The sequence below is a fragment of the Ciceribacter sichuanensis genome, from assembly GCF_024055605.1.
Taxonomy (GTDB): Bacteria; Pseudomonadota; Alphaproteobacteria; order Rhizobiales; family Rhizobiaceae; genus Allorhizobium; species Allorhizobium sichuanense.
The window spans coordinates 128,257-142,507 of sequence record NZ_JAMXLX010000005.1 but is presented as its reverse complement, the minus strand read 5'-3'; the positions used below and the strand labels follow the sequence as shown (position 1 = coordinate 142,507).

Below are 14,251 nucleotides of genomic sequence, written 5' to 3'. Positions count from 1 at the left end.
CCCATGACCAAGATCACCAGCCTGCGCAGTATTGACCTGCGCTTTCCCACTTCCCAGAGCCTCGACGGCTCGGATGCGATGAATCCGGATCCAGATTACTCCGCGGCCTATGTCGTGCTCGAAACCGACCAGCCCGGTCTGGAAGGCCATGGCCTGACCTTCACGATCGGTCGCGGCAACGAGATCTGCTGCGCCGCGATCGACGCCATGAAGCATCTGGTGGTGGGACTGGATCTTGATTGGGTCAAGGCCAATCCCGGCCGCTTCTGGCGGCATGTGACGAGCGACAGTCAGCTTCGCTGGATCGGTCCCGACAAGGGCGCCATGCATCTGGCCACCGGCGCCGTGGTCAACGCCGTCTGGGATATCCTTGCCAAACAGGCCGGCAAGCCGGTCTGGCGTCTCGTCGCAGAGATGGCGCCAGAGGAAATCCTCTCCATCGTCGACTTCCGCTACCTGACGGACGCCATCACGCCGGAAGAGGCGCTGGCGATCCTGAAGAAGGCCGAGGAAGGAAAGGCCGAGCGCATCGCCCTCCTCCAGAAGGAAGGCTATCCCTGCTACACCACGTCTGCCGGCTGGCTCGGTTATTCCGACGAGAAGTTGCGCCGCCTCTGCCAGGAGGCCGTCGATCAGGGCTTCACCCACATCAAGATGAAGGTCGGCCGCGATCTGGAAGACGACAAGCGCCGTCTCAGGATCGCCCGCGAAGTCATCGGTGACGACCGTTACATGATGATCGACGCCAACCAGGTCTGGGAAGTCGGGGAGGCCATCGACTGGGTGAAGGAGCTTTCGGTCTACAAGCCGTTCTTCATCGAGGAACCGACCAGCCCGGACGATGTGGCCGGCCACAAGGCGATCCGCGAAGCGGTGGCCCCGGTCAAGGTCGCGACCGGCGAGATGTGCCAGAACCGCATCATCTTCAAGCAGATGATCGCCGGCGGCGCGATCGACATCGTGCAGATCGACTCGTGCCGCATGGGTGGCCTGAACGAAGTGCTGGCAGTCCTGCTGATGGCCGCGAAGTACAATCTGCCCGTCTGGCCTCACGCCGGCGGCGTTGGACTTTGCGAATACGTCCAGCACCTTTCGATGATCGACTACATCGCCATCTCCGGCACCAGGGAAGGTCGCGTCATCGAGTTCGTCGATCATCTGCACGAACACTTCATCGATCCCTGCCGGATCGAGAACGCCGCCTACATGCCGCCGTCGCTGCCGGGCTTCTCCATCGAGATGAAAAAGCAGTCGATCGCGGACTATACGTTCAACGGATAAGCAAGACGGCAATGGTGCGGGTCCGCAACCCTGCGGACCCGCACCATTGCGTTACGGATGTCCTCAGTCGATGTTGACGACCAGCTTTCCGTCTGCCCCACGCGTTTCGATCAGTTCGTGCGCCTCGGTCGCGGTCGAAAAATCGAACTGACGCCGGTCCAGCCTCGGCACGATCTTGCCGGCCTCGGCAAGTCTTGTGGCTTCCCGCATGATCTCGCCGTGATGTTCGCGGCCTTCGCCAGTCAGGAGCGGCAGGAGCGTGAAGACGCCGGAATAGGTCGCGGCCTTGAAGGACAGGGGTGCAAGGGCATGGGTGCCCCAGCCCAGACTGCTCGCCACATGGCCGAAACGCTTGACGGCCCTGAATGCCGTGTCGAGCGAAGCGCCTCCGACCGTGTCATAAACAACGTCGAAGCCTTTCCCGCCGGTGTATTTCTGCACATAGGCCTCGACGTCCTCGGAAGCATAGTCGATTGGCACCGCTCCAAGGCTGCGCAGGTAATCGGCCTTGCCGGCGCTATCGACACCATAGACCTCGGCGCCGAACGCCCTGGCGATCTGGACGGCGATGTGACCGACCCCGCCGCCCGCCCCCAGCACGAGCACTGTCTGGCCGGGCTTCACGCCCACGCGGTCGACGAGACCTTCCCAGGCGGTGATGAAGACCAGGGGAAGCGCCGCAGCCTCCCGCATGCTCAATGTTGCCGGCTTGACGGCAAGCAGCCTCGCATCGACAGCCGCAAATTCGGCAAGCGATCCCTGATTGCCGCCCACGCCGCCCGTCATCCCGTAGACCTCGTCGCCGCGCCGGAAACCGGTCACGCCGGGGCCGATCTCCTCCACCGTCCCCGCAAGGTCGATGCCGAGAATGGCGGGTAGCGACTGGCGAGCATGCGCGCCGTTGCCGGCTCGGATCTTCGTGTCGAGCGGGTTCACGCCGCTTGCCTTGATGCGGACAAGGACTTGCCCCTCGCCGGCAACCGGCCGGGCGATATGCGAGAGGCGGAACGGCGCGCCATAGGTTTCGAGAACAAGCGCTTTCATATTGGTCATCTCCATCACTCCTTGAGTTGCGATGGGCAGAGATTGCGCTCACGTAGATTGAATGGAAATTATAGATATTGCATGATATCCATTCATTTTTGAATGAGGGTCCGCATGGCGCCGGAATGGAGCGATTTTCGCATTTTCCTCGCGGTCGCCCGCGAAGGCACATTGGGCGCGGGTGCCCGACGGCTCGGCCTCACCCAGCCGACCATGGGTCGGCGGCTGAAAGCCCTGGAGGCAGCGCTCGGCACCGTGCTGTTCCAGAGAACGACCGACGGTTTTGTCCTGACCGACGAGGGCAGGTTGCTGCTGCCCCATGCCGAACGCATGGAGGAGGAGGCGATTGCCGTCGAGCGCGGCCTCGCGGGAAGCCGAAACGAACTCGACGGGCTCATCAGGATCTCCAGTTCGGACTGGTTCGGGGTGCATGTCCTGTCGCCCCTGCTTGCCGAGTTCTCCCGGCGGCATCCGAAGGTCGTGATCGAACTGCTGACGGATTCGCGGCTGCTCAACCTCTCCCGCCGCGAGGCCGATCTGGTGTTTCGCATCCGGCCCTTCACCGAGGTCGACGTCGTCTCCCGCAAGTTCACGCATGTCGAGTACGGGCTTTACGTACCGGAGGGCTTCCCCGACCCGGCGATAGGCGACGGCGAGGGCTTGAGCGTGGTGACGATGGACGAGGCGTTCGGCAGCATGCCGGACGTGGCCTGGCTCCGCGAGAGCTTTCCCGGCGCATTCGTTGCCATGCGCAGTAACAACCGGGATGTCCAGGCCCGCCTATGCGCCGGCGGGGCGGGAATGGCGGTTCTCCCGGTGCCGCTCGGCAACAAGACATCAGGCATTCGCCGCGTCGAACTCCAGGCACCTCCGCCGGGACGGGACACATGGCTGGGCTACCATCGTGACATGCGCCGTCTGCCGAGGCTGCGCGCACTTCTCGACTTCCTGATTGCCGCCATATGATGCTGAAGCGGTCATCGCCGGAGACAAAAAAGCCGGGTGTCTCCACCCGGCTTTCCATGTCGCGTAACGCCCGGTCCTACTTTATCATCGGCAGGAGTTCGGAAACCGACTTCTTGGCGTCGCCATAGAACATGCGCGTGTTCTCTTTGTAGAACAGCGGGTTCTCGATGCCGGAATAGCCGGTGCCCTGACCGCGCTTGGAGACGAAGACCTGCTTGGCCTTCCACACTTCCAGAACCGGCATGCCGGCAATCGGCGAGTTCGGGTCTTCCTGCGCGGCCGGATTGACGATGTCGTTAGAGCCGATGACGATGACAACGTCCGTGTTCGGGAAGTCGTCGTTGATCTCGTCCATTTCCAGAACGATGTCGTAGGGCACCTTGGCCTCGGCGAGCAGCACGTTCATGTGGCCCGGCAGCCGGCCGGCAACCGGATGGATGGCGAAACGCACTTCCTTGCCGGCGGCGCGCAGCTTGCGGGTCAGTTCCGAAACCGCCTGCTGCGCCTGCGCGACGGCCATGCCGTAACCCGGCACGATGATGACCGAATCCGCCTCGTTGAGTGCGGCGGCAACGCCCTCGGCGTCGATCGCCACCTGCTCGCCGGTGATTTCCATCGCCGGTCCCGTCGTCGTGCCGAAGCCGCCGAGAATGACCGAGACGAAGGAACGGTTCATCGCCTTGCACATGATGTAGGAGAGGATCGCGCCCGAGGAGCCGACTAGCGCGCCGGTGACGATCAGAAGATCGTTGCCCAGCGTGAAGCCGATCGCCGCAGCCGCCCAGCCGGAATAGCTGTTTAGCATCGACACCACCACCGGCATGTCGGCGCCGCCGATGCCCATGATCAGGTGGTAGCCGATGAAGAAGGCAAGAAGCGTCATCAGGATCAGCGTCCAGACGCCAGCGCCGTTAAAATACATGACCATCAGCATGATCGACAGAAGCGCAGCACCGGCATTGAGCATATGCCCGCCCGGCAGCTTCTTGGCCTTGCCGTCCACCTTGCCGGCAAGCTTGCCGAAGGCGATGACCGAGCCGGTGAAGGTGACGGCACCGATGAAGACGCCGAGGAAAACCTCGACCTTCATGATGGCGAGTTCGACGGGCTCCTTGTGGGCAAGGATCGCGGCAAAGCCGGTGAGCGCGGCGCGACCCGCCTCGTCCATGGTCGCCACGCGCCATGCCTCGATATGGGCGTTATAGCCGATGAAGACGGCGGCAAGACCGACGAAGGAGTGAAGTGCAGCAACGAGCTGCGGCATCTCCGTCATCTGCACGCGGCTTGCCACGTAGTGGCCGAGCACGGCGCCGCCGGCGATCATCAGCAGGATGATGAACCAGTTGCCGACGCCCGGACCGAAGACCGTGGCGATGACGGCAAGGCCCATGCCGATGATGCCATACCAGACGGCGCGCTTGGCGCTTTCCTGGCCGGAGAGACCGCCGAGGGAAAGGATGAAAAGAACGGCCGCGGCAATGTAGGCGGCGGAAACGATACCGATCGTCATGATAAAATTCCTTCCCCGATCAGGACTTCTGGAACATGGCAAGCATGCGCCGGGTGACGAGGAAGCCACCGACGATGTTGATCGTGGCGATCAATACCGACAATGCGGCAAGGATCACCACCAGCCAGTTGCCTGAACCGATCTGCAGGAGTGCGCCGAGGATGACGATACCGGAAATGGCGTTCGTCACCGCCATCAGCGGCGTATGCAGCGAGTGGCTGACATTCCAGATGACCTGGAAGCCGATGAAACAGGCGAGCACGAAAACGATGAAATGGCTCATGAAGCTGGCCGGCGCATAGGCGCCGACAATCAGCAGCAGCGCCGTGCCGATGGCGAGCAGACCGGCCTGGTTGCGGGTCTGGGCCTTGAAGGCGGCGACTTCCTGAGCGCGCTTCTCCTCCGGCGTCAGCTCCTTGGGCTTTTCCTTCGGCTTCTGCGCGGCGATGGCCTGAACCTTCGGCGGCGGCGGTGGGAAGGTGATCTCGCCCTGATAGGTCACGGTCGCGCCGCGGATGACGTCGTCTTCCATGTTGTGGACGAGGACGCCGTCCTTGGCGGGCGTCAGATCCGTCATCATGTGGCGGATATTGGTCGAATAGAGGGTCGACGACTGGGTCGCCATGCGGCTCGGGAAGTCCGTGTAGCCGATGACGGTGACGCCGTTGTCGGAAACCACCTTCTGGTCGGCGACCGTCAGGTCGCAGTTGCCGCCGCGCTCGGCGGCAAGGTCGATCACCACCGAACCGGGCTTCATCGCGGCAACCATGTCGGCGAGCCACAGCTTCGGCGCATCGCGACCCGGGATGAGAGCCGTGGTGATGACGATATCCATGTCGGGAGCGAGTTCGCGGAACTTGGCGAGTTGCTTCTCGCGGAATTCCGGCGAGGAAGGTGCAGCATAACCGCCGGTCGCAGCGCCGTCCTGCTGCTGGTCCGCAAAATCGAGATAGACGAATTCCGCGCCCATTGACTCGATCTGTTCGGCCACTTCAGGACGAACGTCGAAGGCATAGGTGATGGCGCCGAGAGATGTAGCCGTACCGATGGCCGCAAGACCGGCAACGCCCGCACCGATGACCAGCACCTTTGCCGGGGGAACCTTGCCGGCGGCGGTGACCTGACCGGTGAAGAAGCGGCCGAAATTATTGCCGGCCTCGATGACGGCGCGGTAACCCGCGATGTTCGCCATGGAGGAGAGAGCATCCATCTTCTGGGCGCGGCTGATGCGCGGCACCATGTCCATGGCGATGACGTTCGCGCCAGTCGCCTTGGCCAGCTCCAGAAGCTCCTTGTTCTGGCCCGGGTAGAAGAAGGAGATCAGCGTCTTGCCGGAAGCCAGCCGTTCGACCTCGACCGCCTCAGGCGGGCGAACCTTTGCGATGACGTCGGCCTGCGCAAAAAGCGCCTCGGCATTTTCGACGACGGTGACGCCGGCGGTACGATACGCGTCGTCGGAGAAGCCCGCAGCCTTGCCGGCACCGGCCTCGATCAAACATTCATATCCGAGCTTCTGCAGTTGAAGCGCGCTGTCTGGCGTCATGGCCACGCGCGCTTCGCCGGCAAAAGTCTCCTTTGGCGAACCGATCTTCAATCCCATATTCCCAATCCTTGGCCAAAAGTCGAAATTTTCAGTCGGCGGAGACGATCAGAACCGCCGTTATATGTCTAGCCCAAATGAGCCCCTATGTGTTCGGTTTTGCCAATGGGGCATTTTGCCAATACCGAATGTTTCCACAGATGCGACACATTTTGCCTCCGGCATGTCGCAATCAGCCATCAGGGAACAATTCGCGTCAGCTCCTCTTAACCCCTCGGTTTTTCTGAATAACGGAGATGATTATGCTGCACTGGATCCTGATTTTCCTCCTGATCGCCGCCGTCGCCAGCCTGCTCGGCTTTCGCGGTGTCGCGGGCGCTTCGGCCGGCATCGCGAAGATCCTCATTTTCGTCGTTCTGGTGATCCTTATCATCGCTCTTTTCACAGGCGTAATCATCGTCGCCTGAGGCGCGAGCTGAATGTCAGCCGTGATTCCTTACCCAGTCGGCCGGCCCACAAGCCGGCCGACTTTTTGCTGACAGAAACGGATAAAGAAGAAGTCAGATGAAGGGGCGCTGACGCGTCTCATCCGGTTGCCAGTTCGCAACCTCGCACAGGGCCCGGACATCGAGGACATCGCAGCCGCGATCGAGCCAGCGGATCATCCCCCGATCGCTCAGCCGCTTCAGCGTCTTGTTGGTGTGGACCACCGACAGACCCAGCGTGTCGGCAACATGCGCCTGCGTCACCGGCACATAACGCCTGTCGTCATCGAGCAGCCCCGCCAGTCTTCCACGTTCATGAAGGAAGGCCAGAAGGTAGGCGGCCCTTTCCAGCGCCGTGCGCCTGCCGATGCTGAGCAGGTGCTCATCGAGGATCGACTCCTCCCGGGCGGCAAGCCAGGTCAGGTCATAGGCTAGACCCGCATGCTTCTCGAACAGAGAGAACAGCCGGCTGCGCTCGAACATGCAGAGCGTCATCGGTGTCAGCGCCTCGACGGAATGCTGCATTTCGGCCATCACCGCACCCTGCAGGCCGACCATGTCCCCCGGCACGACATAGTTGAGGATCTGCCTCCGGCCATCCTCGAGAATCTTGTAGCGAAAGCCCCATCCTTCGAGCACGGTGTAGAGATGCGCGCTGTTGGCTCCCTCGACCAGCACCGTGGCGCCGGCATCGGTGTTCAGTTCACCGCGTTTGAAATTGGAAACGAAATCAAGCTCCTCGTCCGAGAAAGCACGAAAATGCGCTTTCGGACGAAGCGGACAGGCGTTGCAACGCACCCGGGCGGAACTCTGACGAAAGTCGTTTGCCATGCAATGTCCTCTTTTCTACCCCAGAAGGGTTCCATTCGCACGAATGTTCCATCGGGGAAGATATCCATTACCGGGACATGTCTTTTTTAAATGACCGCACCGACGACAGCCGCCAAGGTCGCGGGGCACAGGAAGGAAAAGCCATGCAAAGCCCGTTGCTTCGTGTTCTTGTCGTGGAGAGCCAGATCCTGATCGCGGTGGAGATCGAATACATCCTCACGGAAAAGCTGGGATGCGATGTCACCGTCACCACGCCAGCCCGGTATGAGGAGGAACTTTTCGATGGCCGGTATGATGTGGTGCTGGTGGATGCAGCGCCATCGAACGCGACAAACCTCGGCCGTATAGAACAGATCCGGGCGGCAGGCGCGGCCGCGGTGCTTCTTTCATCCTATGAGGATTTCTCCGAGGAAGACCCCTCCACGACCGGCCTTCCAAAACTGGAGAAGCCCTTCGACCCGGCCGAGCTCGTTGAGATCGTTCGCGAGGCGGCAGGCCGCCGGGTCTGAGGCGGCGATCAGACGGCGAAGGCGCGCTTCGTGACGGCAGAACTGTCGGCATCGGGGCCGTAATCGCCCTGCCCGCTTACGCCGAGGATTTCCTGCAGCCTGTTGCGAGCGCGATTGATGCGGCTCTTGATCGTACCGACGGCGCAGCCGCAGATTTCCGCCGCTTCCTCGTAGGCAAAACCGGAAGCCCCGACCAGGATGATCGCCTCACGCTGGTCGCTCGGCAACTGATCGAGCGCCCGCTTGAAGTCCTGCAGATCGAGCGAACCGTATTGCTGGGGATGGGTCGCGAGTTGCGCGGTGAAAATGCCGTCGCTATCGGACACTTCGCGGCCGCGCTTGCGCATCTGCGAATAGAATTCGTTGCGCAGGATGGTGAAGAGCCAGGCCTTCATGTTGGTACCGGGTTCAAAGTGATCCTGCTTGGCCCACGCCTTCATGATCGTTTCCTGCACCAGATCGTCGGCCATGTGATGGCGTCCGGTCAGCGAAACGGCAAACGCACGGAGGTTCGGCAGAGCAGCAAGCATCTCCCGCTTGAAGGAGCGATCGTTCGAGAGGTTATCAGCCTTCATCGTGCGGTGTCCTCAACACTGTAATCATTATTGACCTGTCGTTCAGCCATGTCCAGCTTCTCCAACAGGGTTAGAAACCGGTCCGGTATCCCCTCCTCTTCCACCGAACGGTAGAAGGCGCGAAGCTGGGCGGAAATTCCGGCATGCGCGCTGACCCGACCTTTGCCGTTCCTCGCTGCCGATGCGTATTCTGGTGACTTGGTCATTCTGGTCCAACAGGCTGGTTGCGTTTGCAGCCGTTAACGGCGGGAAACCCTTAAGGTTCCAAGGGTTTTCATTTTTTCGATCAATGGCACTGTGGAACATTTCGATCGAAACCGCGTTTTCCCGCAGCATCAATGGAGGAACGTCATGCTTTACTATGCACTTGTTTTTCTGGTCGTGGCTCTCGTCGCCGGCCTCCTTGGCTTCGGCGGTATTGCGGGCACATCCGCCGGCATCGCCAAGATCCTGTTCCTAGTCTTTATTGTCCTGTTCCTGATCTCGCTTGCTGCGCGCTTCTTCCGCAGAGCCTGACCGAGACGACCTGAAACGCCCCGCATCCGGATATTCGGCTGCGGGGCGTTCTGCTTCTAAAGGCTTTCCTTGAATTTCGTTACCGCCAGGATGCGTCTGTACCGAGAGGATCGGGCACCCGGGATCAATGCGCTCCCGCCGTCAAGGCGAACGGATCCGCCGTGGTCCTGCTGTCGGCAAGCGCCTGCGCATTCACCGAAGGCGTCGCTCCATGAGACAGCCCCGCCAACTTTACTGGATCGATGATCTGGTGAATCTGCGGTCTGCCGGCAAGAAGTTCCGGATCGACCGGAACGCAGTTGCCGTAGATGATTTCGGCAAGTTTCTGCGCCCGCTCGACTTCGGTCGGCATCGCCGCGCGACACTCATCCGTTGACTGGTAGGAGATCACGGCAACGGGCTCATCGAGACAAGTCGTGGTCTCGGGATGGCATGCAACGAGGATCATAAGTGCTGCGAGTGTGTCCATCGGCGTTCTCCCTGAACGGGATTTTAACGCAAAACAACACCGATAGTTCCGCAAAGTATTATTATAACACGAAATTGATTTGTGGCAGTTTGCAGGCCGTCAACTCACTGATTGTAATTAATTCAAATGAATTATTTCATGAATATATTGGAGCTTTGCAAAAACCGGCGCCGAAAGCACGAACGGGTAGAGATCCCTTTGCCCCATGCTTCGGTTGATACTGTTGACCGCGATGGTCAACGGCACCCATGCATCGATCAAAACCTGAGCATTGACTGCACGATAGCTGTCGAACGTGTTGGTCAGGGCCAGTCCGTCCGCATTGGCTTCCGGACTTGTTCTCAGGCCGAAGGCATCCGCCGTATCGAGCGCATCGACGATGTGGAAGTAGTGCGCCCAGGTCTCGGCGAAATCCTCCCAGGGATGGCTTGTGGCATAGGCACTGATGAACCTCTGTTCCCAGCCCGCCACCGGCCCGTTGACGTAATGCCTTTGCAGGGCTTCCCCATAGTCTTCGCGCTCGTCTCCGAAGAGCGCGCGAAAGCCTTCGATGGCTCCGCGATCGCGGACGAGCTTTTCCCAGTAGTAATGCCCGGACTCATGGCGGAAATGTCCGATCAGCGTACGGAACGGTTCGCCGAGCGAGACCCTGCGCGCCTCGCGTTCGGCATCCGATGCCTCGGCGACATTGAGCGTAATGAGACCGCTCGAATGCCCGGTCAGCACCGGCCCTGCACCGGTTGCATTGCTGTCGGAAAGGAATTCGAAGCCTAATCCACCCACCGGGTCGACGGTCCGGGTGACGAGAGGCAAACCGGAGCGCATCAGCGAATAGAACAGATACCGCTTGGCGAGTTCGATTTTCTGCCAGTTTTCGACGTTTTGGGGAACGTCGAGATCAGGGATTATCAGGTTATGCCGGCAGGCGATGCAGAAACCGGAGGGATCCCCATCCTCGACAAGCCAGTTGCAACCTCCCATGGCGGCATTCGCGCAGGGCTGGAGCATGACAGTCGGCTCGGAGGGATCGGCCCATCCGCCATCCGGCAATGCCTGAATGGCGACCATGTCGAAATGGCCCGGCCGATAGGCGAGCCCCATGCCGCAGGTGACGCAGGCGTTGTTGTCGAAATGCACGACGTTGGCGCAGTTGCTACAACTGAATAGACGCATCGGGGCTCCGTTACATCCGGAAGAAAGAAAAGATCGAGATCACGTCTTTCAAAGCCGAAAAACGCAGGATCACGAGAAACGTGAGGATTTGCCACAGTTCAATCCGTGGCTTCGAGCGGAAACCTGAGTTCGTACCGAACCTCGCCGGCCTCCAGCGTGTGGGCAGCCGTCCCGTTCACCGACGACGGCACCACCCGTTCCAGCACCGTACTGCCGAAACGTGCAGCGCGGGAAGCCTCCAGGCTTTCGCCATCCGTCTTGTCCAGCGGTTCCTTCCACTGGATGCGGATCTCCGGTCCCTTCTCGCCGTCGACGCGCGTGCATCTCACCTCGATTGGCCGACGGCGGGCAACGAAGTCGCCATGGCTGACTGCGTTGACGATGAGTTCGTGCAGCGCAAGCCCGATATGTAGCGAGGCATTCGGCGTCAGAAGGATGTCATCGCCGACGGCACGCACGAGATCGCGATTATCCGGCACATAGCGCTCGACCTGCTGCGCGAGCAGATCGCGGAAGTACGCGCCGCGCCAGCTGGAATCGGTGACCAGATCCTGGGACTGCGAAAGCGCGTGCAAACGCCCGCGGAACTTGCCGAGGAACATTTCCAGCGTGCCGGAATAGCGCGCGGTCTGCGAAGCAATGCTCTGGATGATCGCCAGCAGGTTCTTGGAGCGATGGCTGACTTCCCTCAGCAAGGCACGCAGCAACCGTTCGCGCCTGCGATCTTCCGTACGATCGAGAACGATCGTTATCAGATGCAGCTCGCCGTTCGACATCTCGACCAGCCGACAGCGGAATTCGAAGAACGTGTCGTCGCCTGCTTCGATCTCGAGCTCGGCGCGATCTCCCGACTTGCTCAGGCCCGCCTTCAATTCCACCAGGCGCGCGCCGATATCAGGCCCGAAGATCGCCTCGTCGTTCGGCTGCATGCCGGCAGGCAGCGACCAGCGTGACGGCAGGGTCGTGATACAGACATATTCACCCTGACGATCCTGCAAGGTAAGGCTGGCGCTCATATCGATCAGGGCGGTTATGAAAAACTCGCGCAGCTGCTCATCGCCGCGCTGAGGTTCAAACCATGTCAACCGATGGACCAACTTCGCACTCCGTCGCCCCCGGCTTCCACTTCCGGCTGCGTTTCCGTGTTGCCGGTCGCAGAGGTCACCCTCCAGGACCGTTATCTTCTGTCAGGACTTTTTCAGGCTTGCTCGGCGACCCGCTCGTTGAAGAACAGCGCCTGGCTGATCAGCGCCTTCACCATGTCCGGGTTGAACGGCTTGGTGACCAGGAAGGCCGGTTCCGGACGTTCGCCGGTCAGAAGTCGCTCCGGGAAGGCGGTGATGAAGATCACCGGCACCGAATCGACCTTCAGGATGTCGTTCACCGCATCGATACCGGAACTACCGTCGGCAAGCTGGATATCGGCCAGCACCATCTTCGGGCTGGTGCGATTGTAAAGATCGACGGCCTCCCCATGCGTGCGGGCGATACCGGTGACGCGGTGACCGAGATCTTCCACCATCTGCTCGATATCGAGCGCGATCAGCGGCTCGTCCTCGATGATCATCACGTCCGTTGCCACCTGTCGCGAAATCTCGACGGAGGCCTCGTTGAACAATGCACTGAACTCTTCATCACCGACGCCGAGAACCTCCGCCGCTTCCGTCGGAGTGAAGCCCTCGACAGTGATGAGCAGAAAGGCATGGCGCGCGCGCGTCGGAACTGCGGAAAGGTTGGCGGCGGCACGCTTTTCCCAGGCAAAGGGCGAAACGACCTCCGGAATTTCGACGGACGTGGAATCGAAAATCGTAACGAACAGCCTGTAGAGTGACACACGGTCATCGCCCGACTTCGGGAAGATGGATATATCCTCGATCAGTGCTTCGAGAACGGCCGCCACATAGGCATCGCCGGATGTCTGCGACCCTGTAACGGCGCGGGCATAGCGTCGAAGATAGGGCAGATGGGCAGCAACGCGGGCAGTCAGTGACATGCAACTCCTCCAATCAGGATCATGGTATGATTATATCTTTGGCTGGGAACGTGGCCTGGGAAAAATAGTTCCCTCCCGAAGGAACTTTTTTCACCGGATCCGCTTACAGTATTAATTTAATTTCGCCGACACGCTCAACGGACTCCAAAGATCATGGCAGGCAAGAATTCGGGCCGCAAGGACGGCCACCGGACCGCCGAAACAAGAAGACAGAACGACAACGCCCTTATCGCCTCCAAGCTTCGCAGCTACTACGACAGCATCATAGAGGAGGGCACGCCGCCGCATTTTCTCGATCTTCTCGAGCGTCTGGACGAGGCGGAGCGAAGCAGCAAGGAATAGCGGAACCGTCCGCACTCCCTTCCCACGCCATTTGATGCTGGCGGCCAGCCGCTATTTCGCGGGTGGCCGTCCAAAACCCCGGCTTTTCGCCAGAACGTAGACGAATGCCGCGACGAGCGCCGTCGATGCAATGGGGCTCTGGCGCACCATCTCCGGCAGTTCCCGCATCAGGCCGCTCGCCAATGGATCCACCTGGCTGCGCATCGCGAGTTGACGGGCGATCCGCGCCTGTTCCGTTTGACGGTTCAGGACAGCAACCACGGCAAGCGTCACCAGTGCCGCGGCAATCGCCGCGGCGGCAACCACGAGGGCCGCAGCAACCGGACCCGCTTCCACGGAAACCCAGAGTGCCAGCGCCGTCACCAGTGCTCCATAAGCCGTGAGCAGGAACAGCGTGATCAGCACTCCGCCGATGGCGGAGCGCTTCGTCTCGACAATCGTCGAGCGCATATCGACCTGCCCCAGAGCAAGGGCCAGTATCTGTGCGATCATTCCGTTCATGTTCACCGCCGCGTCAGCAGGGCGGCGACGAAGCCGATGCCGGCGGCAATCGCGACCGACTGGAGAGGGCGACTGCGGATATGCGCCTCCAGATCCTGTTCGGCGGCCGCAAGACTGCCGCGGGCGGTATCCACATACTGGGCGGAAGCTTCCGCGACATCGGCGCCAAGCTGGCTCGCGCGATCGCCCGCTTCCTTCAGCTTGCCGTTTCCGAACGAGGCCAGCGTCTGGGTGAGTGCCGCGATATCGTTCCTGAGCTTTTCGAGTTCGGCCTGAACGTCCTCGACCGTGGCGTCGCTATTGCCTTTACCGCGACCCTCGGCGGCAAGGCCGTTTGCCTTTTCCGTGCCCGATACTGAAGCCATCTGACGTCTCCTTTGTTTTATCGTTCCGGTCCATAGAACACCCATTGGCACGGATCGGTTCCAGAAAGATCCGCTTTTTCCGAGATAGCAAGAGACAAATGAGACGCAGGCAGATCTGTCCATGTTTCGGGACCTGCGCTTCCGAGTTGCG

Annotated in this window: 18 protein-coding genes; 6 read left to right on the top strand and 12 right to left on the bottom strand. The window is 60.8% G+C overall.

Annotated elements, in window-relative coordinates:
• Window positions 1-3 precede the first annotated feature (3 nt).
• A complete protein-coding gene (locus NBH21_RS16170; RefSeq protein WP_250915277.1) occupies window positions 4-1,281 on the top strand; it encodes an L-fuconate dehydratase in 1,278 nt (425 codons plus the stop codon).
• Between the two features lie 63 nt (window positions 1,282-1,344).
• On the opposite strand, the gene NBH21_RS16165 is transcribed toward NBH21_RS16170, so the two are convergent.
• Window positions 1,345-2,334 (bottom strand): zinc-dependent alcohol dehydrogenase family protein, encoded by a 990-nt coding sequence (locus NBH21_RS16165; protein WP_250915276.1) that lies wholly within the window; start codon window positions 2,332-2,334, stop codon window positions 1,345-1,347.
• Window positions 2,335-2,439: 105 nt separating this feature from the next.
• Here NBH21_RS16165 and NBH21_RS16160 point away from each other — a divergent pair, with 105 nt between their 5' ends.
• A complete protein-coding gene (locus NBH21_RS16160; protein ID WP_250915275.1) occupies window positions 2,440-3,291 on the top strand; it encodes a LysR family transcriptional regulator in 852 nt (283 codons plus the stop codon).
• A gap of 76 nt (window positions 3,292-3,367) precedes the next feature.
• On the opposite strand, the gene NBH21_RS16155 is transcribed toward NBH21_RS16160, so the two are convergent.
• Window positions 3,368-4,801 carry an NAD(P)(+) transhydrogenase (Re/Si-specific) subunit beta gene (locus NBH21_RS16155; protein ID WP_250915274.1) on the bottom strand — a complete coding sequence of 478 codons (1,434 nt, stop codon included), beginning with the start codon at window positions 4,799-4,801 and terminating at the stop codon, window positions 3,368-3,370.
• A 19-nt stretch (window positions 4,802-4,820) separates the two neighbouring features.
• Window positions 4,821-6,395 (bottom strand): Re/Si-specific NAD(P)(+) transhydrogenase subunit alpha, encoded by a 1,575-nt coding sequence (locus NBH21_RS16150; protein ID WP_250915500.1) that lies wholly within the window; start codon window positions 6,393-6,395, stop codon window positions 4,821-4,823.
• Between the two features lie 248 nt (window positions 6,396-6,643).
• Between NBH21_RS16150 and NBH21_RS16145 the strand changes: the two genes are divergently transcribed.
• A complete protein-coding gene (locus NBH21_RS16145) occupies window positions 6,644-6,808 on the top strand; it encodes a DUF1328 domain-containing protein (protein WP_099058977.1) in 165 nt (54 codons plus the stop codon).
• Window positions 6,809-6,901: 93 nt separating this feature from the next.
• On the opposite strand, the gene NBH21_RS16140 is transcribed toward NBH21_RS16145, so the two are convergent.
• Window positions 6,902-7,657 (bottom strand): Crp/Fnr family transcriptional regulator, encoded by a 756-nt coding sequence (locus tag NBH21_RS16140; RefSeq protein WP_250915273.1) that lies wholly within the window; start codon window positions 7,655-7,657, stop codon window positions 6,902-6,904.
• A 143-nt stretch (window positions 7,658-7,800) separates the two neighbouring features.
• Here NBH21_RS16140 and NBH21_RS16135 point away from each other — a divergent pair, with 143 nt between their 5' ends.
• Window positions 7,801-8,166, top strand: a complete 366-nt coding sequence (locus NBH21_RS16135) for a response regulator (RefSeq protein WP_250915272.1) — start codon at window positions 7,801-7,803, stop codon at window positions 8,164-8,166.
• Window positions 8,167-8,174: 8 nt separating this feature from the next.
• On the opposite strand, the gene NBH21_RS16130 is transcribed toward NBH21_RS16135, so the two are convergent.
• Both NBH21_RS16130 and NBH21_RS16125 read right to left on the bottom strand, forming a co-directional pair.
• The gene (locus tag NBH21_RS16130; RefSeq protein WP_250915271.1) at window positions 8,175-8,741 is read right to left on the bottom strand and encodes an RNA polymerase sigma factor; all 567 of its coding nucleotides are present in this window, start codon (window positions 8,739-8,741) and stop codon (window positions 8,175-8,177) included.
• Window positions 8,738-8,947, bottom strand: a complete 210-nt coding sequence (locus NBH21_RS16125) for a NepR family anti-sigma factor (RefSeq protein WP_250915270.1) — start codon at window positions 8,945-8,947, stop codon at window positions 8,738-8,740. Before NBH21_RS16125 ends, NBH21_RS16130 begins: the two co-directional genes overlap by 4 nt.
• A 145-nt stretch (window positions 8,948-9,092) precedes the next feature.
• Here NBH21_RS16125 and NBH21_RS16120 point away from each other — a divergent pair, with 145 nt between their 5' ends.
• The gene (locus NBH21_RS16120; protein WP_250915269.1) at window positions 9,093-9,257 is read left to right on the top strand and encodes a DUF1328 domain-containing protein; all 165 of its coding nucleotides are present in this window, start codon (window positions 9,093-9,095) and stop codon (window positions 9,255-9,257) included.
• Window positions 9,258-9,381: 124 nt separating this feature from the next.
• Here NBH21_RS16120 and NBH21_RS16115 read toward each other — a convergent pair whose 3' ends face one another.
• The 4 genes from NBH21_RS16115 to NBH21_RS16100 form a co-directional block, all read right to left on the bottom strand.
• On the bottom strand, window positions 9,382-9,726 hold the full coding sequence (locus NBH21_RS16115) for a hypothetical protein (RefSeq protein WP_250915268.1): 345 nt from the start codon (window positions 9,724-9,726) through the stop codon (window positions 9,382-9,384).
• 117 nt (window positions 9,727-9,843) lie between these two features.
• Window positions 9,844-10,899, bottom strand: coding sequence for a zinc-binding metallopeptidase family protein (locus NBH21_RS16110; RefSeq protein WP_250915267.1), 1,056 nt, complete (start codon window positions 10,897-10,899; stop codon window positions 9,844-9,846).
• Window positions 10,900-10,997: 98 nt separating this feature from the next.
• A complete protein-coding gene (locus tag NBH21_RS16105) occupies window positions 10,998-11,996 on the bottom strand; it encodes a sensor histidine kinase (RefSeq protein WP_250915266.1) in 999 nt (332 codons plus the stop codon).
• A gap of 101 nt (window positions 11,997-12,097) precedes the next feature.
• Window positions 12,098-12,892 carry a response regulator gene (locus NBH21_RS16100; RefSeq protein WP_250915265.1) on the bottom strand — a complete coding sequence of 265 codons (795 nt, stop codon included), beginning with the start codon at window positions 12,890-12,892 and terminating at the stop codon, window positions 12,098-12,100.
• Window positions 12,893-13,045: 153 nt separating this feature from the next.
• Here NBH21_RS16100 and NBH21_RS16095 point away from each other — a divergent pair, with 153 nt between their 5' ends.
• Window positions 13,046-13,234 (top strand): NepR family anti-sigma factor, encoded by a 189-nt coding sequence (locus tag NBH21_RS16095; RefSeq protein ID WP_250915264.1) that lies wholly within the window; start codon window positions 13,046-13,048, stop codon window positions 13,232-13,234.
• A 51-nt stretch (window positions 13,235-13,285) separates the two neighbouring features.
• On the opposite strand, the gene NBH21_RS16090 is transcribed toward NBH21_RS16095, so the two are convergent.
• Both NBH21_RS16090 and NBH21_RS16085 read right to left on the bottom strand, forming a co-directional pair.
• Window positions 13,286-13,735 (bottom strand): hypothetical protein, encoded by a 450-nt coding sequence (locus NBH21_RS16090; protein WP_250915263.1) that lies wholly within the window; start codon window positions 13,733-13,735, stop codon window positions 13,286-13,288.
• A 2-nt stretch (window positions 13,736-13,737) separates the two neighbouring features.
• Complete coding sequence (locus tag NBH21_RS16085) at window positions 13,738-14,100, bottom strand: ElaB/YgaM/YqjD family protein (RefSeq protein WP_250915262.1); 363 nt, start codon at window positions 14,098-14,100, stop codon at window positions 13,738-13,740.
• Window positions 14,101-14,251: the final 151 nt, after the last annotated feature.